The following is a 19,395-nucleotide window of genomic DNA, read 5'->3' as shown; positions in this document are numbered from 1 at the left end:
CGTTCCACATCTTATATCACCTTGCTCAGGAAATTCTGCAGTCTCTCCGTCTGAGGGTTCTCAAACAATTCCTTTGGAGTATTCTCTTCCACAATCTTGCCTTCCGCCATAAAGATCACCCGGTCTGCCACTTCCTTTGCAAATCCCATCTCATGGGTTACCACTGCCATTGTCATGTGTTCCTTTGCCAGATCTCCCATAACGCTCAGCACCTCTCCAACCATCTCCGGGTCCAGGGCTGAGGTGGGTTCATCAAAAAGCATCACCTCCGGCTTCATACAAAGGGCGCGGACAATGGCGATCCTCTGCTTTTGTCCGCCCGAGAGCTGACTTGGGAATGCTTCTGCCCTGTCCGCCAGCCCCACTCTCTCCAAAAGGACTCTGGCATCCCTCTCTGCCTCTTCCTTACTCTTGCCCTGCAGTTTGATGGGAGCTATGGTCATATTCTTTAAAATCGTCATATGGGGAAACAGGTTAAAATGCTGAAATACCATACCCATCTTCTGACGGTGCTTGTCAATATTTGTCTTACGATCCATCAGGTCCACGCCGTCAAAAATGATGTGCCCGCCTGTCGGGTCCTCCAAACGGTTTAGACATCTCAAAAAAGTACTCTTGCCGGAGCCGGAAGGGCCAATGATACAGACCACTTCTCCTCTGTGAATGTCTGTGGTGACTCCGTTTAGCGCATGAACCTGTCCCCCGAAGGTCTTTACCAGATCCTGCACCTGAATCAAAGCTTCACTACCGCTCACTGTTTCGCAGCCTCCTCTCCAGTAACTCTACCAGTTTTGTAAACAGCATTACCATAGCCAGATAGATCAGGGCTACAGCAATCAATGGCATAAAAGCATCGTAGGTACGGCTACGGATAATGTCTCCGCCCTTTGTCAGGTCCTGCAGTGCGATATAGCCTGCCACAGAGGTTTCCTTCAGAAGAACGATAAATTCATTTGCCAGGGCGGGCAGAACATTCTTCAGCGCCTGGGGGAGAATGATGTAGCGCATGGTCTGAATGTAGTTAAAACCCAGACTGCGCCCTGCCTCAAACTGTCCGTCATCAATGGACATGATACCGCTTCGTATGATCTCCGCCACATAGGCACCGGAATTGATACCAAAGGCCAGGAAGGCCACAATCACCTTATCGATATCAAAAGATCCGAAGATAACAAAGTAGATAATCAACAGCTGTACAACCACAGGCGTTCCGCGGATTACAGTCAGATAAACATTACATATGAAATTTAAAACCTTCAGTTTATGTGTCTTGTCGTAGGTAGAACGCACGATTGCCACCAGAAAGCCCAGGACAATGCCGATGAGCACTGCCACAATCGTAACCTTGAGCGTCACGCCCAGACCGTCTGTGATATATCTCCACCTGTCGTCTTTGATAAAATTATTATAGAATCTCTCTGCCATGGCCTGACATTCCCCTCGAATTATTCTGCGCTGATATACTTATCAATGATCTCCTGAAGTTTTCCGGACTCCTTCAAACTTGCCAGAGACGCATTGATCTTATCCAAAAGCTCTGTGTTGTCCTTTGCCACAGCAATCGCATACTCCTCTACCTCGTATGCATCGTCAATTGTGGTAAGTCCCTCATTCTCAGATACGAAAACCTTGGCCGGCTCATTGTCAATGATCACTGCGTCCAGCTTATCCTGTGTCAGGGCCTGAACTGCCTCAAATCCTTTATTGTAACGCTCTACTTCCCCATCTTCGATGTCATCTGCCAGGATATCTCCTGTTGTTCCCAACTGAACACCCACTTTTTTGCCGGTGAGGTCGTCTGCGGACTTAATCTCGCTGCCTTCTTTTACAATAATAACCTGCTTTGCCTGGGCATAGGTATCGGAAAATGCAACATTTGCAAGACGGTCTTCTGTCACAGTCATACCGGCTACGCCGATGTCAGCCTTACCTGCCTGAACGGCTGCAATGATGGAGTCAAATGCCATATCCTCAATTTTCAGCTCCATACCCATATCCGCTGCCACGGCTCCAGCTATCTCTGCGTCAATGCCGATCACCTGGTCGCCCTCATAGTACTCATAGGGAGGGAACTCCGCGTTGGTGGCCATTACCAGAGTGCCGCCTGCTGCCTCAGCCCCTTCCTCTGTATCCGTCACTTCCAGCTCACCTGTTGCTTCTGTCTGAGCTGCCTCGGTAGCTGCACCTGACTCTGCAGGCGCCTCGGTTGAGGAACTGGGCTTACTTCCACATGCACTTAAAGAAAATACCATCGTCGCTGTCAATGCAGCTGCAATTAACTTTTTCATCTTTTATCCTCCTGATAAACTTAGTATTCCTGCTAAATTTATCATCTATTTTACAGATTGTCAACTGCAGTTCTGCATAAAACAGCAATTCTTTTCATAAAAATACAGGAAAATTATCCGGAATATCTCAGGGCCTCTATGGGATGCTTTTTGGCTGCCTTATTTGCCGGATAAATTCCAAATAGAACTCCGATCAGGACGGAAAATCCTACGGATACCCAGACCACATTCATGGACAGCTGGAAGGTCATATCTTCCACCACAGCGGTGGCTATTTTGAGAATTCCCCAGGACAACCCAATTCCCAGCATACACCCCAGCAGACTTACCATCAGCGCTTCGATCAGAAACTGCATCATAATGCTTCCCCTGCCCGCTCCAATTGCCTTGCGGATACCGATTTCCTTTGTCCTCTCTGTGACAGACACCAGCATAATGTTCATGATACCAATGCCTCCCACAATCAGGGATATCCCTGCGATTCCCCCCAGCATCAGGGCAAGTGTGTCCGTGACGCTGCTCATGGTATCCATTAATGCGGACTGGTTAATAATGCTAAAGGCATCCTCATCCTGCTGGAACCTCTCCATCATCATATTTTTAAGCGCACTCTCCGCCTCATCCATGCTCTCCTCATTGGTTGAGGAGGCATAAAAAGTAGTTACATTCGATATATTGTCCGCCATGCGCATAATGGTGCTATAGGGGATATAGGCCTCCAGCACTTCTGACTTCATAGAGGAGGTGAGGGATTCCTCCTCCGCCATCAACCCGATCACCAGGAAACTCTTTCCGTTTAGAGAGATGCTCTTCCCCACCACATCCGTTGTCTCGAAAATCTCCTCCGCTGCGGTCTGATTGATCACAGCCACATAGGTATGGTTGTCAACATCCGTCTTTTTGATAAACCGTCCCTCTGCCAAGGACAGCCCTTGTATATTATAGTAGGAACCCGTTGTGCCGTACACAGTTATGGACTCGCTGTTGTAACCATTTTTAGCAGTCAAACTGGTCTGCGCATAGGGGGCAACCTCATCGATTTCCTCATCCTCAGCAAATTTGGACATTTCAGAAAGCCTCAATGGATTTTCCTTATCGTCCACAACACTGACCGTCAGCGTATTGGTTCCGATGCTGTTAATCTGATCGGTCACAGAGTTCGTGGCCCCGCTTACAATGGAGACCAGTACAACCAGGGATACAACACCGATTATGATTCCCAACATCGTTAAAAAGGAACGCATTTTGTTGGATATTATGGCACTCCAGGCCATTTTCAGAGATTGAAAAATCATTCTTTTACCTCCTCTACATGACCGTCCAGGATACGAATCCTTCTCTTGGCCTGAAGCGCCACCTTCTCGTCATGGGTAATCAGTACAATGGTGTTGCCGCTCTCGTGCAGCTCGTGAAACAGGCTCATAATCTCGTTCCCTGTCTTAGTATCCAGGTTTCCGGTGGGTTCATCCGCCAAAAACAGGGAAGGCTGCGTAACGATGGCCCTTGCGATTGCCACACGCTGCTGCTGGCCCCCTGATAGCTCCGTGGGCCTGTGGTGCCTCCGTTTTATAAGCTCTACCCGCTCCAGGGCTTCCGTTACACGGCGCTTTCTCTCATGTGCCTTGATTCCCTGGTAAATCAATGGAAGTTCCACATTTTCCTCTGCCGTCATCTTGGCGATAAGATTAAAATTCTGGAATATAAATCCTATTTTCCGGTTGCGGATTTTGGTCAGCTCCCCCTCTGAATACTGTTCAATGGACTGGCCGTCCAGTACATACTCCCCCTCGTCTGCCACATCCAGACAGCCTATAATATTCATCATGGTCGATTTTCCGCTGCCGGAAGGGCCGATAATACTCACAAACTCTCCCTGGGAGATATGCATATTGGCATGATCCAAAGCCCTCACTTCCTCACCGCCAATGCTGTATACCTTTGATACATCCTGAAATCTAATCATTTTCCGTCACCTCACTGACCACCTGGGAAGCCGCTTGGGCGCTCACCGCCTCCGCCGCCTTTCTGTCCTTCAAATCCTCCGGAGGGCATATCCGGCATCTGGCCGCCCATCATCGGTCCACCCATCATCATGTCTTCCATGGTGCTGCTGTCCTCGCTGACCACCGGGTTGTAATAGACGGTCTGCCCATCACTCAATCCGCTGGTGATCTCCACCTTGCTTCCGTCAGAGATTCCCGTCTCTATCTCCACTTCACCGGAGAGAGTCCCCTCCTCGCTGTCCTGTTCAGTATAGACAAATTGCTTATCTCCCCGCTCCTGAATCGCATCTGCGGGAAGCAGAATCACATTTTCTTTGCTCTCAATGGTGATGGTTGCAGAGGCATTCATACCTGTCATCATCGATTCCTCTTTCGGTATCGTGATCTCCACACTGTACTTTGACACTCCGCCGCTGTTGCTGGCGGTGTCAGAAATCCCAGTCAATTCCCCTTCAAACTCCTGCCCCTCCAGGGCGTCCAGAGTTATAACTGCCTTCTGCCCCTTTTGAATAGACAGAATGTCTAATTCATCGATGTTAACGGAGAGAATCATATTCTCGTCCTCTGTTACCGTGAAGGCTGTCACATAATTTGAGTCCTCACTGGTCTCTGTAGAGGAAGTACTGCTGTCAGAGGATGTGCCCGTTGAGGCTGTGGTATTCCCCCCTGATGCTCCGGAAATGCCTGCTCCTCCGGATACGCCTGATATACCTGAACTGCCGCCTGCGTTTCCTGTTGTTCCTGGTGAACTACTTCCCGCCGGGTTTCCTGCTGTTTTTTTATCCGTGCCCTTTGTCCCCCCCTGTGTCTCGGACTGGGGCTGGGTTTCAGATTGAGGCTGGGTTTCGGACTGAGGCTGCGTCTCGGACTGAGGCTGGGTTTCAGACTGAGGCTGCGTCTCCGATTGTCCTGTGGTTTCACTCTCAGACTCTGGCTGCTGTGTTGCAGGAAAAACCAGGGTAAGCTTCAGCGTATTGGCCTCACAGTTCTCGGCCACTTCCCATGCTGTCTGACTGGCTCCTGCGTAGACGGCATTTGTCTGATCTGAAATCAAAAATTGATAACCCGCTTTTGCCCTCAGCTCCACTACTGCCGTATACACAGTGGCAGGAGAAAAAGTACTGTCTGCCGGTGACCAGGAAATGGCTCCCGAATACCCCTCCTTTGCTTCAATATTAGTCTGGGGAATGTTGCCTGTAACAGGAACGGTCACCTTTAATTCCTGAAGAATCTGTCCCAGATCGGAAATATTGATAACAGAGGCTTCTGTTTTTGTATCCTTCTTTTCCGTCTTAGTGCTGGCAAATGTAAACCCAGAAGTCTGCTTTACGGCAGTACTTGTGCTTACCATCTGAACGTTCTGTGTATTTACATTCGCTGCCGCACTCACCCCCATTGCATTTCCTGAACTGCTTCCGGCTGTACTTCCGTTGGCGGTGCTGTTCTTTACCGTGCTGTCACTTGTCACATTGACGCTGGACACGGTTCCATTGAACTCTGCTGTGACCGCATTGGTAAGGGACAGATTTGTCAGTTCCTGCAGCTCATTGGTCAACTGTCCCCTCTCTGCCATGAGCTGCTGGTACTCTGCAGATGCAGGCACATCCTTTAACTTAATCAGGGACTGACCTGCGCTGACACTCTCATTTTCCTCCACTTTAATGCTGGACACGGTTCCGCCTGCTCCTGTAATTGGAAGCTGCTGATGGATATAAAGCTGGCCGCTTCCCAATTTCTTTCCCTCTGCATCCGCTACGGTAACTTTCTCTTCATATTCCGGCCCCTTGTCACTCATGGTAATAATGCAGCCGTCCGAATCCACACTCTCAATCGTTCCATCCACAGTATCCCCGTCTGTCAGAGTGACCGTTACCTCGTCCCCCGCTGCCACATTGGAGACGCTCTCAAGCTTTACCGCCATCTTTCCGTCAATGGAGAGCAAAATCAGCGCTCCCTTTTCTCCCATGGTCGCGGCTACTGCTGTGTCCTCCTGGGCATAGATCTTTTTAACGCGGCCCGCTACCTGGGTTTTTACGTATTTCGATGAGGAGTCATCCTTCGCCTCATTGATTTCCTCATCCAGATCCGCAATCTCCTCCTGCACCTGGGCCATCTGCCGGGCCAGGGAGGCCTCATCCAGGGTAGCCAGCACGTCTCCCTGTTTTACTTTGTCGCCGCTCTCCACCAGAACTTCTTTGATTTTGATCCCCTCAGGAATTTCTATATCCTCTGCCGTATCACTCTGCAGCGTCCCTGTGCCTACCACAGTGGTAGAAATATTTCCTGTTTCAGCCGCCGTGGAGACTGCTTGTGCTGGGGCCATAGCCATGGCCTTTGCACGCCTTCCCCTGAATACAAAAAAGAATATCCCTGCTGCGAGCAAAACCACCACGGCAATGCCCAGGATTATAATTTTGCCCCTTTTTCCTCTTTTCTTCCGCTTCATATTTGTTCCTCCTCACACCTATACTGTCATTTTATCGTAACTATTCAACAGGTCTTTGCATTTACTGCGCTGACTGTAAGAATATAATTCATGGGCGCAAAAATTCCATCACCGAAGGTAATTTTAATAGAATTTTGCATGTACCCGTGAAGGTACTGAACAGCTACGTATTATCTTTTTTATCATAGATAACCTTTGTGTTCATTCTGTGTAAAAAGGCACGAATTTCCATGATCTTTGTGTGATAAAACCCCAAATTTTTTTAAGGTTTCTTAATAAAAGCAGAGAAGCCACACGCTTATGTCTCTATGACATAAAAGCATGTGGCTTCTCAAATTGATTCCCGCGAGTAACAAGCCAAGGGTCCGTGCCTGTATGGCGATCCGGCGGCTGCCGCGAGTGTTATATCCCCCCGCTGTGAGCGGTTCGTCAGCTTTGTTGGCTGTTATACCTCTGGCTGCCCCGGTAAACCCTTTCCCATTTTCATTATGGTAATAGAAGTGACCGTATCCCCATCCATCACAACTCTCAGAATACTGTCAGCCTCAATGTCCGCAAGAGAGCCTTCTGTGCTCTCCCCCCTTTCATCCACAGTATAGGCTGTTTCATCGGAAACAGTAATGGTCTGTTCCTCACCTGTCAGATTAAGCCCTCCCGGCATTTCCGGCGGAGCTTCCCCGTCTCCGTTTTGGGGCGGTTCCATTCCCTCTATACCGTTTTCATCTCCGGTCATCTTCTCCGGCATCTCTCCATCCGGCATTTCTCCATCCGGCATCTCTCCATCCGGCATTTCTCCGCCCGGTGCCTGGCCTCCCGGACCTTCCATTGTTCCCAGCGCTAAAGTAATCTCATTTCCCTCAACCGCTGTCACCTGTCCTACAATACTGCCATCCTCCTCCCAACCAGAGGCACTCTCACCTGTCTCTGAGGAGGCCGCCTGGGATGTATCAGAACTTCCCACTGTGGATGTATTGTTCCCGCTGCTCTGACACCCTATCACACTCACTGCTGTTATCACTATGCATATAACTGTAATAACCTTTTTTCGAACCATATCCCATTTCCTTTCTAAACAGGCATGTCTAAGGACGCAGACATTACCATATTTCGTACATGTAACTGTTCAATACTTTCACAGTTACTCGTTAAATTTACTTTACAATGGAAATATGTTCTTTTTATGGTTGATCTGTGAAAACCCTGTGTCAGTTGACTGAAACTTTTTTGGCTTTTACAGTCGTTCCAGTTTCTCCAAAATATTCTGCTGATTTTTTTCAAATAGAAGACGTTCGTTATACCGGTAATACCTGGGGCAGTCATAGCTCTGCAGAAACTTCACACAGTAATAATTTGCCGTCAGCTCTGTGACAAAAACCACCATCTCCTGACTGTCCCCAAAGGCTGCTTCCATAAAGTCAAAGGCATGTTCCAGGGCCCTCCCAGCTTTACAAATAAGCTCTTCATAAGTGTCCTGATCCCGTACAAACAGACTTTTCAGTTTCCCAAATGCCTCCTCTTTATCCTGCAAATGCTCTCCCGCAAACGCCCTCTCATAGGTTTCCAGGAGCGCGCCAGCACGCCTGAATGTCTCCCTCTCCGTCCTGGTTAAGAGCTCAGCCTCCCGCTTCCGTTCACATTCATACGCAAGCTTGTCCGATTCTTCCTTCAGACATACAGCCATATCGGAAGCAGCCCCCGAAAACAAGCGCTCCTTTCCCTCCTTCAGACACGCGAACACCTTTTCCAGCGTCTCCTCCTGCCTGCAGACTTGCCGGAAATGTTCCACACAGCGCGCAGTCAGAAGGCCGATCACACTCAGCTTTTCATCAAAGGAGGCGTGTGCTGTCTTTTTCAGCAGAATCTCGTCAATTTTTCCACCCAGCACTGCATCAATCTGATAGTCTGTCTGGTATTTATAATAAAGCTCCAGATAATTTGCAAAATCTTTGGCTGCCTTGGGATACTGGATATACTGTATGGTCACTTCACGATCCACCTGCTTTCCCAACTTCTCATAAACGCTGATCAGACGGGACAAATCCTCCCATCCTCTGGGTGTGGCAAAGAACTTGCCGTCAACCGTACTCTCCATACGGTAAAAATACCTGGGTTTTGTGTTCAGGTAGGAAATCACCGCAGGGTGGATCTCCTCCTGATAGGCGTACTCCTTCCACACCTCATAGTCCGGCTCCACCTCTATCCTTTTTACCCGGTCCATTGTCACCACGTCAAACTCCCGCACAGACTTGTTGTACTCCGGAGGATTCCCAGCTGCCACAATGATCCATCCCTCCGGAACCGCATGGTTCCCAAACGTTTTACACTGCAGAAACTGCAGCATGGCCGGAGCCAGGGTCTCAGATACACAGTTGATCTCATCGATGAACAGTATTCCCTCCTTAAGCCCTGTCTTCTCTATCTTTTCATACACAGAGGCTACAATCTCACTCATGGTATATTCCGTCACCGCGCAGGTTCTGCCGCCAAACTCCTTCTGTGAGATAAAGGGAAGCCCGATGGCGCTTTGCCTGGTGTGGTGGGTGATGGTATACGCCACCAGTCCAACCCCGCACTCCTTTGCAATCTGTTCCATAATCTGCGTTTTTCCGATTCCCGGCGCTCCGATCAGAAGCACGGGTCTTTGCCGGAAAGACGGTATCTGGTATTCCCCGTACGCATCCCTGGCAAGATAAGCCTCTATGGCGTCTTTGATTTCCTGTTTTGCTCTCTTGATGTTCATTTTGTTCTCCTCATTCTATCGTTCCCTGCTGAAAAAGGTTCCTCTTCACTGGGATCTAAAATTAGCTTCATGGCCCAAGGAGGTACATCCACATCCCTGTACTCCCCTCTCATAAAGACAAAGGCTGTCTCATAGGAAGGCTTCTTCCCAGGGAAGATGCCGTACCCGTCCGTAAAATAGATCAAACCCCTCAGTCTCCCAAAAGCCCCGTTTGCCAGCAACTCCTCCACATAGGCAAAGGCGGGCCTGAAGTCTGTACCTCCCTGGCCCCTCACCGTAAAGCTTCCCATATACTCCTTTAACTGCTCCCTGCCCGTAATCTTCGTATCCGACTGAATCTGGTCATCGCACTGAATGATATGGATATTGAGTTTTCGAAAAAAGCTCTCGGACTCACTCAGCACACTGTACGTCTCCTCCAGAAAACGCTTTACCAGCTCTCCCTTGCAGGACATGGAAGTGTCGATGACAATGACAAAATCCTCCACTCTGGGCACTTCCCTGGTCTCCTGGGGTTCGATCAGCGGCATATTCCCATATAGTTCCATTCCATAGTTGTAGAAAATATAATCAAAGGTGTCCATATCCACCTGCATCTCTTCCTTGAGCACTGCAAATTTTCTTAAAAAATCCCGGTAGTCATACCGCTGTCTGTTTTCCACCTGAACGTGCTCCAGCAGACTTCTGGAGTCCTCCGCCGCCTCCCTGCCAAAGGTCTCCATCTCCGTCTGCATCTTTTCCCGGATATCCTCCCAACGGTTTGGCATCTGCTGCTGACTCTTTGGGGCTTCTGACTGCCACCGGCTGTGGTCATCCGCCAAAAATTCCCTCTCCATCTGCTCCAACCTGGCAGGCGGCATACTCTGTGAACACAGCCAGTGGTATACAGCCTGGGCGGTCACCACCTTAAGATCCTCTTTCATCTTCCGGCAGCACTCCCTACGCAGGTGAGAACCCGGCGCATGGACACAGCTCTGATACAGGCCATCTATCACATATTCTGCCGCAATATCACAGGCCAGATTCCAGTAACGCACATCCCGTTCTTTTCTCCGGTACATGTGGCCGAAAAGGCAGTGAATTACCATGTGCAGATAAGCTCTGTTCACATTCCTCCTCCCTCTGCTGTACAGCTGTGCCAGGGAATCCGGCTTAAAATACAGACAGGTCCCGTCTGTCCCTAGTCCGCAAATATCCCAGTCCGGCGTAAGCCTAAGCTGACTGAGCGCCACATCCAGAAAACGCATTGAGAGATAAAGTTCATTCCTGGCATTTGTAAGAATCTCCTCCCCGATCCGGGCAAATTCCTGCTCCCGTTCCTGCTGTGTGTATACTACATTCTTTTCCATATTTCGTTCCTTCCTACAGCTCGAATACCTTTCTCTGCCTCCTGCCTGTTCTGCGGTGCAGCTCCATCAGAAAACTCATCATCTCCAGCATTCCTGCTCTGTTTGCCTCCTCCAGTATCACTTCCAGATGTTTAGGCGTTGACTCTCCCTCCAGTCCTTTCCACTCTCCGGCCAGCCACTTAAGAGACTCCTCCTCCCGTCTTCTGACCAACTCCTGCACAATCGGTTTAAAGTGCTCTTCCAGATACTGATCATACTCCCTCCTGGCTGTGTCCGCCAGCTTATATGGGAACATTCGCCTTCCCAGCGCCAGATCTGCCAGAAAAGCCCCGCTCTCCACAGGTTTGGCATCCCGAAAGCGCCTGTCATACTCCGCGAAGTTAAAATTCTTCTGATCAAAACAATTCCGGTAGTACAGACCGCTTCCATGTACCCGGGTCATCAGGATACGGGCAGGGGTATTCTCCACTCCCTCCTCAAAATATTCTGGAAACAGGAGTCTGGCATATCCCCCTTCATCCCGGTAAGTTACCAGCAATTGTTCATGGAGTTCAGAAAGCACCTCTTTCATACAAGAAACCTGCCCCGGCATAATCCGGTAGTCCAGCTCCCGTACCCTGTGGCATCCGGTAAACGCCCCTTGGCCCCAGTCCCGCACACTTCCTGTAAATCCCAAAAGCCTTAAGTTACTGCAGTTGTAGAAACAGTAAGCCCCCACTTTTTCCACAGAGGGCGGCAGAATCACTTCCTCCACCTCTTCTCCTTCAAGCGGCATGTCTCCACCAAAACTCCCCTGTGCAATCCGGATACGCCCCCTGGCTTGGCCCAGTTTAAAGGCAGCTTCATCAAAATGTACGGAAAATGCGTAATCTCCAATCTCCCGGACTATAAGTCCCTCTAACCGCTCAGGAATTTCCACTCTCTTGTCACAGGAAAAACAGCGCAATATCCTTGCGCCGTTTTCGGTTGTTTCATATGCAAATGTCTGCACCTTTTTCCACTCCTTCTCTAGCCAAGTGCCACATCTAAAATCATCATAAGCACAAATCCAACGGCAACCCCGATGGTACCTATATTGGAATGTGCGCCCGCCTGAGACTCAGGTATCAGTTCCTCCACTACCACGTAGATCATTGCGCCGGCTGCAAAAGACAGCAGGTAGGGAAGCGCCGGTGTGATAATCCCGGTGAGTAAGATGGTGAGCAGAGCGGCAATGGGCTCCACAATTCCAGATGCCGTTCCGTATAAAAAGGACCTGAACCGCCCCATGCCCTCGCTCTTTAGGGGCATAGAAATAATCGCGCCCTCCGGAAAATTTTGGATTGCGATGCCAATGGACAAAGCCAGGGCTCCCGCTCCAGAAATAAGGGCGTTCTCAGATAAAAGCCCTGCAAAAACCACACCCACAGCCATTCCCTCAGGGATATTGTGCAGTGTAACAGCCAGCACCAGCATAGTTGATTTTTTTAAGCTGGACTGAATGCCTTCTGGCTTTGCGCTGTCCAGATGAAGGTGGGGAATCAGGCTGTCCAGCCCCAGCAGGAAGAAGATTCCCAAAACAAAACCGACTGCCGCCGGAAGCCATGGAATGACCCCCTGTTCCTCAGCCATATCTATAGACGGCACGATCAAAGACCACACGGAGGCCGCAATCATCACTCCTGATGCAAATCCCAGCAGAGACTTCTGAAGCCTGGTGCCCATCTCATTTTTCATAAAAAATACCATAGCGGCCCCAAGTATGGTGCCTGCAAATGGAATCAAAATTCCAATTATTATGTTTGTATTCACAGTAGTTTGCTCCTTTCTCTTCATATGGATAGAGTATACCATTTTTGTATGTTTTCTACAACAACTCCGTGAATTATGGTATAATATGATTCGGTGTTACTGTTCACAGTAACACCGAATCAAAAAGTCATGCGTTTCAGAATGGTACGAAAACGCATGACTTGGACGCTAAATATTAATGTGATGTTGAGTGCAAAAGGTATTTTGCCTCCTGAATCATTTACTCACAGTCTGGGCAGTAAATGCTCAGACCTGTTGAATAGTTACCATGAAAGGACAATTACTATGAATCCAATGAATCTGTTACAACTCAAATCTTCCTGGGAAAAATTCCAGCGCAATCATCCGAAATTCCCTCTGTTTCTCAATGCGGTTTCCAGGGAGGGACTTGATACGGGGAGCATCGTGGAAATAAAGGTTACCACTGCCCAGGGCAAAACCTTCACATCCAATCTCAAAGTCCGCCCCGAAGATGAGGAGTTAATCCGGGAGTTAAAAGACCTTTCGGAATAGACGGGATGCGCAGTAAATGCGCACACCTGCCTGATCTGTAATCAATTGTCTTCTTCCAAAGCCTTCTTCATCTTCCTTCGCATCATTCCCATGAAAAAAGCGATCACCAGATCCGAAATACCTTCATACAAAAGGACAATTCCTATAAAAGCAATGGTAACCTCCGCTGCCTCAAAAGGATTCCACAGCATCACCGCACCCAGGACAGCCATCAGCACTGCCGCCACAAGGGCCGCCCACCATCTACGGAAGCCAAAATTTTTCATCTCAAAGGCCCGCTTTATATTTACACAGCCATCTACCATGATGAAGATACCCAGAACCAAGGGGATGATCATCACCACTACCTCGGCCTGAAGCAGCATGAAGATTCCCGCCCCGCACAGAATCAGGCCTATAATCAAATCATAGCGAAAGAAAAACTCCGCCTCTTTGCTCTTATAATATCGCACAACATCCGTCACCCCGTGGATCAAAATCATGGCGCCTACAAAATAACAGATGAGCTTGCTGGTTATACCAGGATACAAAAGCAGGACGATTCCCAACAGAATGGACACAACCGAGGACAATACAAAACTCTTTTTCACACTTTTCCAAAAATTCATCATATGCAGACTCCCTCTCCCAGTGCTTTTTTCCATTTTACTACAATATTTCGTTGTGGTCAAAAGGTATTTTACACTTCACTCCCCTGTTCGTGCCAGGAGAGCAGACGAATGGCAGCAAACCCCGCCGCTGCTCCCAGAGCACACCAGAGGATCTGCGGCTGGTCTGGAAAGCCGGGGAATACCTGGCCTAATGATCCCAGAATAAAGCCCAGAATAACCAGATATACCGGCATGGGATGGCGGCTCATGGCTGTCTCCAGGATCTTTGCAGTCAGCACTGTCCCCAGCAGCAGTCCTCCTCCAAGGGGCAGCAAATAGAGAATCTGAACCCTGGCAATGGCTTCCATGATGCGCCCATACATTCCAAGCAGTAAAAACATGTAAGAGACGCTGATTCCGGGCAGCACCAATGCCACTGCTGCCAGCAGACCCGCTAAAAAAAGAACCACTCCCCCACCGCTCTGACCCCCGCCCAGTATTCCCGCCGGAAGGGCTCCCAGCAAAATCACAGCGGCTGCCCCAACCAGCGGATAAAGAATAAGCCGCCAGTCCATCTGCTTAACCCCGGACTTTTGGTAGATCATTGGGATTCCCCCTGCAACCGCCCCTATAAAAAAATACATCATCGGCATCGGGTAGGCTTCCAGGAGAGCGGAAACCGGCCCTGCGAACAGCATCATCCCCAGGATACCGCCCATGCCAAATACAGAAAGATAGACAAAATTCGCCTTCTTGTTTTTCGTAAAAGAGCTCACAGAAGAAATAAGTCTGTCGTAGCATCCCAGCAGCATGGCCATAGACCCGCCGCTCACTCCCGGAACCAGCATAGTACCTCCCACACATACTCCCTTGAACGCTGTACGAATCATTGAATCTGCCATCCCTAACCTCCCGGTTTCACTCTCATACCAGCTTATTCCCCAGAAGGGTCTGACATACCGAAAAACCCTCAGAATCTATCGACTTTTTTCAACTTTCGTGATATAGTAATGATGTTTTGACGTAAATGCGCAGACCTGCTGAATTGTTACGTTTTGACTTCATATAAAAATGGAAAGGGTAGGATTTGTATCTATGAATCAGGAAAGGGAAATAAAAAACCAAATCACAGAAGGCGTGATATGGAAACAACTGCTGCTCTTTTTCTTTCCCATTGTGTTGGGTACTTTTTTTCAGCAGTTTTACAATACAATTGACGCAGTCATCGTCGGGCGCTTTGTGGGAAAAGAAGCTCTGGCAAGCGTAGGCGGATCTGCCGGGCAGATCATTGCTTTGGTGGTAGGTTTTTTCACCGGGCTGGCTGCCGGCGCCTCTGTTGTCATCTCCCAGTTTTATGGAGCGCGCGATAAAAGAGGACTGAACTACAGCATACATACCTCCTATGCTTTTTCCATTGCCGGGAGCGTAATCATCACTGTGCTGGGCATTGCGCTCTCCCCCATGTTTCTTCGCATGATGAACACAGCACCGGAACTCATGGCAGATTCCACACTCTATCTGCGCATCTACTTCGGAGGTATTCTCTTTGTTTTCATATACAACATGGGAGCCAGCATCCTGAGAGCCGCGGGAGATTCTAAGCGGCCGCTCTACTATCTGATCGTTTGCTGTGTGGTAAACATTATTCTGGATATTGTTATGGTTGTTTTTCTGGACATGGGTGTTGCAGGGGCGGCTATTGCCACTTTGATTGCTCAGGCAGCCAGCGCCATCCTAGTCACGCGCGCCCTGATAAAATCAGATGAAATGCTGCGCCTCAATATAAAAGAAATCCGTTTTTACCCCCAGGTGCTCCGCTCCCAGCTGCGTATCGGGTTTCCGGGAGGACTGCAGTCCGTAATGTACAGTTTTTCCAACATTGTAATACAGGCAGCCCTGAACTCCTATGGGACAGATACCGTGGCAGCCTGGGCGGCCTACGGCAAGCTGGATGCTATCTACTGGATGATCAGCGGTGCCTTCGGGATCGCCATCACAACCTTTGTGGGACAAAACTACGGGGCTGGGAAAACAGACAGAATCAAGCGCAGTGTCAAGATATGTCTGGGCATGGATCTGGTAGCTGCCGCAGCGCTGATCCTCTTTTTGATCCTGGCACGCGTCCCGCTGTTTCGGATCTTCACCGCGGATACTAGTGTGATCCGTGCGGGAACCCGCATGCTAGAGATGATCACTCCCTGCTACATATTCTTCGTATTTATAGAGATCCTCTCCGGCGCGCTCAGAGGCATAGGCGATGTGCTGATCCCCATGCTGCTGACCATGTGCGGTGTTTGTCTGCTGCGAATTGCCTGGGTGTTCTTTATTGTTCCTCTCAGCCCCTCAGTAGCTACGATTATCTACAGCTATCCGGTCACCTGGATTTTATCTGCAGTGCTCTTTATCCTGTATTATTGGTACCGCCAGAAGAGTCTGTCGGTCAATGTCAAATCTTAACTATGAAAAAGCCAGTAGAAGATAAAGATTATTGCCCTCATATCCCCATAGCTTCAAAAAGTTCCAAAAGCCTCAGTGCATCCTCCATAGTATTGTGCCATCCAAAACGCCCAAGATCCACATTCTCCTCACTGTCCACAATCACACCCTCTGACTCCAAAAGCCGCCTCTGCAGCCCTGAAACGGCAAAGGCGGCGGCTCCGCTCAAATGGCCTTTGGCATTGACCACCCGGTACGCCGGGGCTTCCTCTCCGCTGGGCATATGTCCCAGGGCATATCCGGCCTGTCTGGCATTTTTCGGTTTCCCGCAGAGCAGGGCTATCTGTCCGTAGGTTGCCACCTTTCCTCTCGGAACGGACCTGCACACTTCATATACGCGTCTGTTAAAATCCATCTGTTATCCTGCACCGTATGGGTTCACATGAACCATACAGTGTTTTACCTCCGTAAACTCTTTTTCTATCGCTCCGTGAACATTCTCCGCAATTTTGTGTGCTTCTATGAGAGTAATGTTTTCATCCGCTGCGATCTCAATATCCACATACACTTTTGCTCCAAACATCCTGGTCTTCATATTGTCGATCTCCTTGACGCCCTCCCGGCTTAGCACTACATTTCTCATCCGCTGAATCGTCTGGTCATCACATGCCTTATCCACCATCTTATCCATGGCATCCTTAAACACATCCAGAGCTGCCTTTTCAATAAAAATGCAGATTACTACACTGGCGGCCGGGTCCAGCACCGGAAACCCCAGTCTGGCCCCCAGGATACCCGCAAATGCCCCGATGGAGGAGAGTGCATCAGAACGATGATGCCACGCGTCAGCCATCAATGCCCCAGAGTTGATCTTTTTTGCAGCGGCTCTGGTATACCAGTACATCCACTCCTTGGTCACAATGGAAATCACAGCAGCAGCCAGCGCCAGCATTCCCGGAATCTCCATGGTCTTGAATTCTCCCCCTGCTATCTTTTGAATCCCTTCCACCCCAATTCCGATTCCCGTGGCTGCCAGGACAACTGCAAGTATAATGGATGCCACGCACTCCATGCGCTCATGCCCGTAGGGGTGTTCTTTATCGGACTTTTTGTTTGCCATGGTTACCCCAATCATCACAATAAATGTGCTGAACACATCTGACGCGGAGTGTACTGCATCAGAGATCATAGCCCCGGAATGGGCCACCACACCTGCCACCAGCTTAAAAAGTGATAAGACCAGGTTGACTGCCACACTGATTTTAGACACTTCCATAGCAATATTCTTATCTTCTGCGGACTGGATCATACGCTCTTTTCCCTTCATAAAAAATCACCTCCACATTTTTCAATTGAACTCTAAAGAAATTTCCATGTAACAAAAAACACCTGCGGAACAATACGAGTAATCTACTGTCCCGCAGATGTTAGCTTTTCATCTGCTGCCACCATAAGGTAACCCGGCACATGGACGATGTGTCCACTGCCTGCTCAGTTTGTACTGTAGATATAGATGCAGTGCAAAGAGTGTTACTTTATAATATGCAAATCTATTTCATTTGTCAATACTAATCTTCATAGAACTTATATTTCACTTTCCTGTCCCCAAAACGCCCGGACGCAGTTGGCTGCCGGAAAATCCTTTTTCCCCATACCGTAACCTGTCTTTTCTATAGTCATCCTGGGAAGAACGGTATAGTCCTGCACAAAATATTTAAGCAGTGCAGCCCCTGTGGGAGTGCAAAGTTCCCCTCTGATCTCCCCCGCGTAGCAGGGGATGCCCTGGAGTATCCGCGCTGTGGCCGGAGCCGGGACCGGCAGAATGCCGTGAGCACACTGCACCTGACCATACCCCGTATTGACTGCTGAAGCTGCCACCCGGTCAGGGCCAAGCTCATCAAACAGCAATGCACAACCAACAATATCCGCTACTGCATCCATGGTACCCACCTCATGAAAATGAATGTCTGCCACCGCTCTGCCGTGCACCTGCCCCTCAGCGTCCGCTATGATTTTATAGATATTCTTAGCATCATCGCGCACTTTTTCCGGTACGGACAGTCCGTCAATGATCTGAAAAATATCTTCCAGTCCCCTATGCAGGTCTGCGTGTGAAGCACCGTGAGAATGGCCATGCCCGCGGCTATGCTCTGCTGCGTGGAGATCCTCATGCTGTCCCTGGTGTTCCTTGCTCTCTTCCTCCCGGCCCCGGATCTTTACAGACACATGGGTACCGGCTATCCCGCATTTCACTGCCTGTTCACAGCCAATATGTACATCCAAAAGCCCCATTCCATTCATCTGCCGGATGAAAGCCTCCTTATCCGGCAGCAGCTCCAAAAGGGCGCCCATTAGCATATCGCCCGCAATTCCCATATTACATTCCAAATACAACAGCTTCATTCTCTTACGCCCTCCATATGGTTGATCATACTTGCAAGATAACCGGCGCCAAATCCATTGTCAATGTTGACCACACTGACCCCGCTGGCACAGGAATTCAGCATGGACAAAAGGGCTGCAAGGCCTCCAAAGCTGGCTCCGTATCCCACGCTTGTGGGAACTGCGATCACCGGACATTCCGCCATCCCTCCAATGACGCTTGCCAGGGCTCCCTCCATTCCCGCAATGGCAATGATTACCCTTGCGCTCATGATCTCTTTTGCATGGCTCATCAGTCTGTGCATACCCGCCACGCCCACGTCGTACAGCCTTACCACCTCATTGCCGTAGACCTCGGCTGTCTGGGCTGCCTCCTCTGCAACTGGCATATCGCTGGTTCCTCCAGTGGCCACAACGATTTTGCCGATACCATCAGGCCTGGGCTTCTCCCCCACGATTCCAATCCTGGACAGGGCGTCATACCGGAGGTCCAATCTTTTGGACACATAGTCTGCCGCCTCCTGGGACATCCTTGTAATCAGCACCGTCTTTTCGTGCTCCTCCACCATTGCTGCCGCAATCTGGCAAATCTGTTCCCTGGTCTTTCCTGCTCCGTAGATTACTTCTGCCATCCCCTGCCGGATGCCCCGGTGTGTATCCAGCTTCGCAAACCCCATCTCCCGGTAGGGCTCTGTCTTTATCTGAAGCAGCGCCTCATCCGGTTTCACTTCGCCCTGGGCAACCTGTGTGAGCAGCTGCTGCAATTCTCTTTTATCCACCTCTTCATCTCCTTAAGTCTTTTTCTTCGCTTTAGATTTTATACACACATCATAAGCCCTGGAGTGAACTCAAAGTCA

Annotated in this window: 19 protein-coding genes and 1 riboswitch; of the genes, 2 read left to right on the top strand and 17 right to left on the bottom strand. The window is 49.5% G+C overall.

The features are described from left to right. Positions 1–11: 11 nt before the first annotated feature. From AC0THY_RS10685 to AC0THY_RS10635, 11 genes are all read right to left on the bottom strand, one after another. Entirely contained in the window at positions 12–737 is a 726-nt protein-coding gene (locus AC0THY_RS10685; RefSeq protein ID WP_489994177.1) for an amino acid ABC transporter ATP-binding protein, read from the bottom strand. Between the two features lie 7 nt (positions 738–744). Then, complete coding sequence (locus AC0THY_RS10680; protein ID WP_489990591.1) at positions 745–1,425, bottom strand: amino acid ABC transporter permease; 681 nt, start codon at positions 1,423–1,425, stop codon at positions 745–747. 20 nt (positions 1,426–1,445) lie between these two features. Beyond that, on the bottom strand, positions 1,446–2,288 hold the full coding sequence (locus AC0THY_RS10675) for a basic amino acid ABC transporter substrate-binding protein (RefSeq protein WP_489990590.1): 843 nt from the start codon (positions 2,286–2,288) through the stop codon (positions 1,446–1,448). A gap of 113 nt (positions 2,289–2,401) precedes the next feature. After that, positions 2,402–3,583: an ABC transporter permease gene (locus tag AC0THY_RS10670; protein WP_489990589.1), complete on the bottom strand. Its 1,182-nt coding sequence runs from the start codon at positions 3,581–3,583 to the stop codon at positions 2,402–2,404. After that, the gene (locus tag AC0THY_RS10665) at positions 3,580–4,251 is read right to left on the bottom strand and encodes an ABC transporter ATP-binding protein (protein WP_489990588.1); all 672 of its coding nucleotides are present in this window, start codon (positions 4,249–4,251) and stop codon (positions 3,580–3,582) included. Before AC0THY_RS10665 ends, AC0THY_RS10670 begins: the two co-directional genes overlap by 4 nt. A gap of 11 nt (positions 4,252–4,262) precedes the next feature. Further along, positions 4,263–6,737 (bottom strand): hypothetical protein, encoded by a 2,475-nt coding sequence (locus AC0THY_RS10660; protein ID WP_489990587.1) that lies wholly within the window; start codon positions 6,735–6,737, stop codon positions 4,263–4,265. A 445-nt stretch (positions 6,738–7,182) separates the two neighbouring features. Then, entirely contained in the window at positions 7,183–7,791 is a 609-nt protein-coding gene (locus tag AC0THY_RS10655; protein WP_489990586.1) for a hypothetical protein, read from the bottom strand. 177 nt (positions 7,792–7,968) lie between these two features. Continuing rightward, entirely contained in the window at positions 7,969–9,477 is a 1,509-nt protein-coding gene (locus AC0THY_RS10650) for an ATP-binding protein (protein ID WP_489990585.1), read from the bottom strand. Next, positions 9,474–10,826 (bottom strand): vWA domain-containing protein, encoded by a 1,353-nt coding sequence (locus AC0THY_RS10645; RefSeq protein WP_489990584.1) that lies wholly within the window; start codon positions 10,824–10,826, stop codon positions 9,474–9,476. The genes AC0THY_RS10650 and AC0THY_RS10645 overlap by 4 nt, the downstream gene beginning before the upstream one ends. 13 nt (positions 10,827–10,839) lie before the next feature. After that, a complete protein-coding gene (locus AC0THY_RS10640) occupies positions 10,840–11,817 on the bottom strand; it encodes a leucine-rich repeat protein (RefSeq protein WP_489990583.1) in 978 nt (325 codons plus the stop codon). Between the two features lie 17 nt (positions 11,818–11,834). Then, complete coding sequence (locus tag AC0THY_RS10635; protein WP_489990582.1) at positions 11,835–12,641, bottom strand: ZIP family metal transporter; 807 nt, start codon at positions 12,639–12,641, stop codon at positions 11,835–11,837. Positions 12,642–12,902: 261 nt separating this feature from the next. Here AC0THY_RS10635 and AC0THY_RS10630 point away from each other — a divergent pair, with 261 nt between their 5' ends. Further along, a complete protein-coding gene (locus tag AC0THY_RS10630) occupies positions 12,903–13,130 on the top strand; it encodes a hypothetical protein (RefSeq protein ID WP_489990581.1) in 228 nt (75 codons plus the stop codon). A 41-nt stretch (positions 13,131–13,171) separates the two neighbouring features. On the opposite strand, the gene AC0THY_RS10625 is transcribed toward AC0THY_RS10630, so the two are convergent. Together AC0THY_RS10625 and AC0THY_RS10620 are read right to left on the bottom strand one after the other, a co-directional pair. Beyond that, the gene (locus AC0THY_RS10625) at positions 13,172–13,741 is read right to left on the bottom strand and encodes an HdeD family acid-resistance protein (RefSeq protein WP_489990580.1); all 570 of its coding nucleotides are present in this window, start codon (positions 13,739–13,741) and stop codon (positions 13,172–13,174) included. 68 nt (positions 13,742–13,809) lie between these two features. Further along, positions 13,810–14,622 (bottom strand): DUF368 domain-containing protein, encoded by an 813-nt coding sequence (locus AC0THY_RS10620; protein ID WP_489990579.1) that lies wholly within the window; start codon positions 14,620–14,622, stop codon positions 13,810–13,812. A gap of 193 nt (positions 14,623–14,815) precedes the next feature. Here AC0THY_RS10620 and AC0THY_RS10615 point away from each other — a divergent pair, with 193 nt between their 5' ends. Further along, positions 14,816–16,177 (top strand): MATE family efflux transporter, encoded by a 1,362-nt coding sequence (locus AC0THY_RS10615; RefSeq protein ID WP_489990578.1) that lies wholly within the window; start codon positions 14,816–14,818, stop codon positions 16,175–16,177. 37 nt (positions 16,178–16,214) lie between these two features. Here the strand turns inward: AC0THY_RS10615 and AC0THY_RS10610 are convergent, their stop codons facing one another. From AC0THY_RS10610 to larB, 4 genes are all read right to left on the bottom strand, one after another. Continuing rightward, on the bottom strand, positions 16,215–16,571 hold the full coding sequence (locus tag AC0THY_RS10610) for an MGMT family protein (RefSeq protein WP_489990577.1): 357 nt from the start codon (positions 16,569–16,571) through the stop codon (positions 16,215–16,217). A gap of 3 nt (positions 16,572–16,574) precedes the next feature. Continuing rightward, positions 16,575–17,483 (bottom strand): cation diffusion facilitator family transporter, encoded by a 909-nt coding sequence (locus AC0THY_RS10605; RefSeq protein ID WP_489990576.1) that lies wholly within the window; start codon positions 17,481–17,483, stop codon positions 16,575–16,577. Between the two features lie 84 nt (positions 17,484–17,567). Next, a riboswitch (NiCo riboswitch) is annotated at positions 17,568–17,661 on the bottom strand. A 79-nt stretch (positions 17,662–17,740) separates the two neighbouring features. Then, complete coding sequence (gene larC, locus AC0THY_RS10600; RefSeq protein WP_489990575.1) at positions 17,741–18,559, bottom strand: nickel pincer cofactor biosynthesis protein LarC; 819 nt, start codon at positions 18,557–18,559, stop codon at positions 17,741–17,743. After that, positions 18,556–19,317: a nickel pincer cofactor biosynthesis protein LarB gene (larB, locus tag AC0THY_RS10595; RefSeq protein WP_489990574.1), complete on the bottom strand. Its 762-nt coding sequence runs from the start codon at positions 19,315–19,317 to the stop codon at positions 18,556–18,558. Before larB ends, larC begins: the two co-directional genes overlap by 4 nt. Positions 19,318–19,395: the final 78 nt, after the last annotated feature.

The organism is Ruminococcus sp. 8Y-12 (assembly GCF_058119865.1).
Note: the sequence above shows the minus strand (reverse complement) of the source record. Positions and strands in the feature narration are given on the sequence as shown.

Bases quoted from the DNA above. Each gene is read 5' to 3' on its own strand.
- AC0THY_RS10680 (WP_489990591.1), bottom strand. From the start codon at position 1,425: ATGGCAGAGAGATTCTATAATAATTTTATCAAAGACGACAGGTGGAGA.
- AC0THY_RS10630 (WP_489990581.1), top strand. From the start codon at position 12,903: ATGAATCCAATGAATCTGTTACAACTCAAATCTTCCTGGGAAAAATTC.
- AC0THY_RS10645 (WP_489990584.1), bottom strand. From the start codon at position 10,826: ATGGAAAAGAATGTAGTATACACACAGCAGGAACGGGAGCAGGAATTT.
- AC0THY_RS10610 (WP_489990577.1), bottom strand. From the start codon at position 16,571: ATGGATTTTAACAGACGCGTATATGAAGTGTGCAGGTCCGTTCCGAGA.
- AC0THY_RS10635 (WP_489990582.1), bottom strand. From the start codon at position 12,641: ATGAAGAGAAAGGAGCAAACTACTGTGAATACAAACATAATAATTGGA.
- AC0THY_RS10605 (WP_489990576.1), bottom strand. From the start codon at position 17,483: ATGAAGGGAAAAGAGCGTATGATCCAGTCCGCAGAAGATAAGAATATT.
- AC0THY_RS10660 (WP_489990587.1), bottom strand. From the start codon at position 6,737: ATGAAGCGGAAGAAAAGAGGAAAAAGGGGCAAAATTATAATCCTGGGC.
- AC0THY_RS10625 (WP_489990580.1), bottom strand. From the start codon at position 13,741: ATGATGAATTTTTGGAAAAGTGTGAAAAAGAGTTTTGTATTGTCCTCG.
- AC0THY_RS10655 (WP_489990586.1), bottom strand. From the start codon at position 7,791: ATGGTTCGAAAAAAGGTTATTACAGTTATATGCATAGTGATAACAGCA.
- AC0THY_RS10675 (WP_489990590.1), bottom strand. From the start codon at position 2,288: ATGAAAAAGTTAATTGCAGCTGCATTGACAGCGACGATGGTATTTTCT.
- AC0THY_RS10665 (WP_489990588.1), bottom strand. From the start codon at position 4,251: ATGATTAGATTTCAGGATGTATCAAAGGTATACAGCATTGGCGGTGAG.
- AC0THY_RS10670 (WP_489990589.1), bottom strand. From the start codon at position 3,583: ATGATTTTTCAATCTCTGAAAATGGCCTGGAGTGCCATAATATCCAAC.
- AC0THY_RS10615 (WP_489990578.1), top strand. From the start codon at position 14,816: ATGAATCAGGAAAGGGAAATAAAAAACCAAATCACAGAAGGCGTGATA.
- AC0THY_RS10620 (WP_489990579.1), bottom strand. From the start codon at position 14,622: ATGGCAGATTCAATGATTCGTACAGCGTTCAAGGGAGTATGTGTGGGA.
- larC (WP_489990575.1), bottom strand. From the start codon at position 18,559: ATGAAGCTGTTGTATTTGGAATGTAATATGGGAATTGCGGGCGATATG.
- AC0THY_RS10650 (WP_489990585.1), bottom strand. From the start codon at position 9,477: ATGAACATCAAGAGAGCAAAACAGGAAATCAAAGACGCCATAGAGGCT.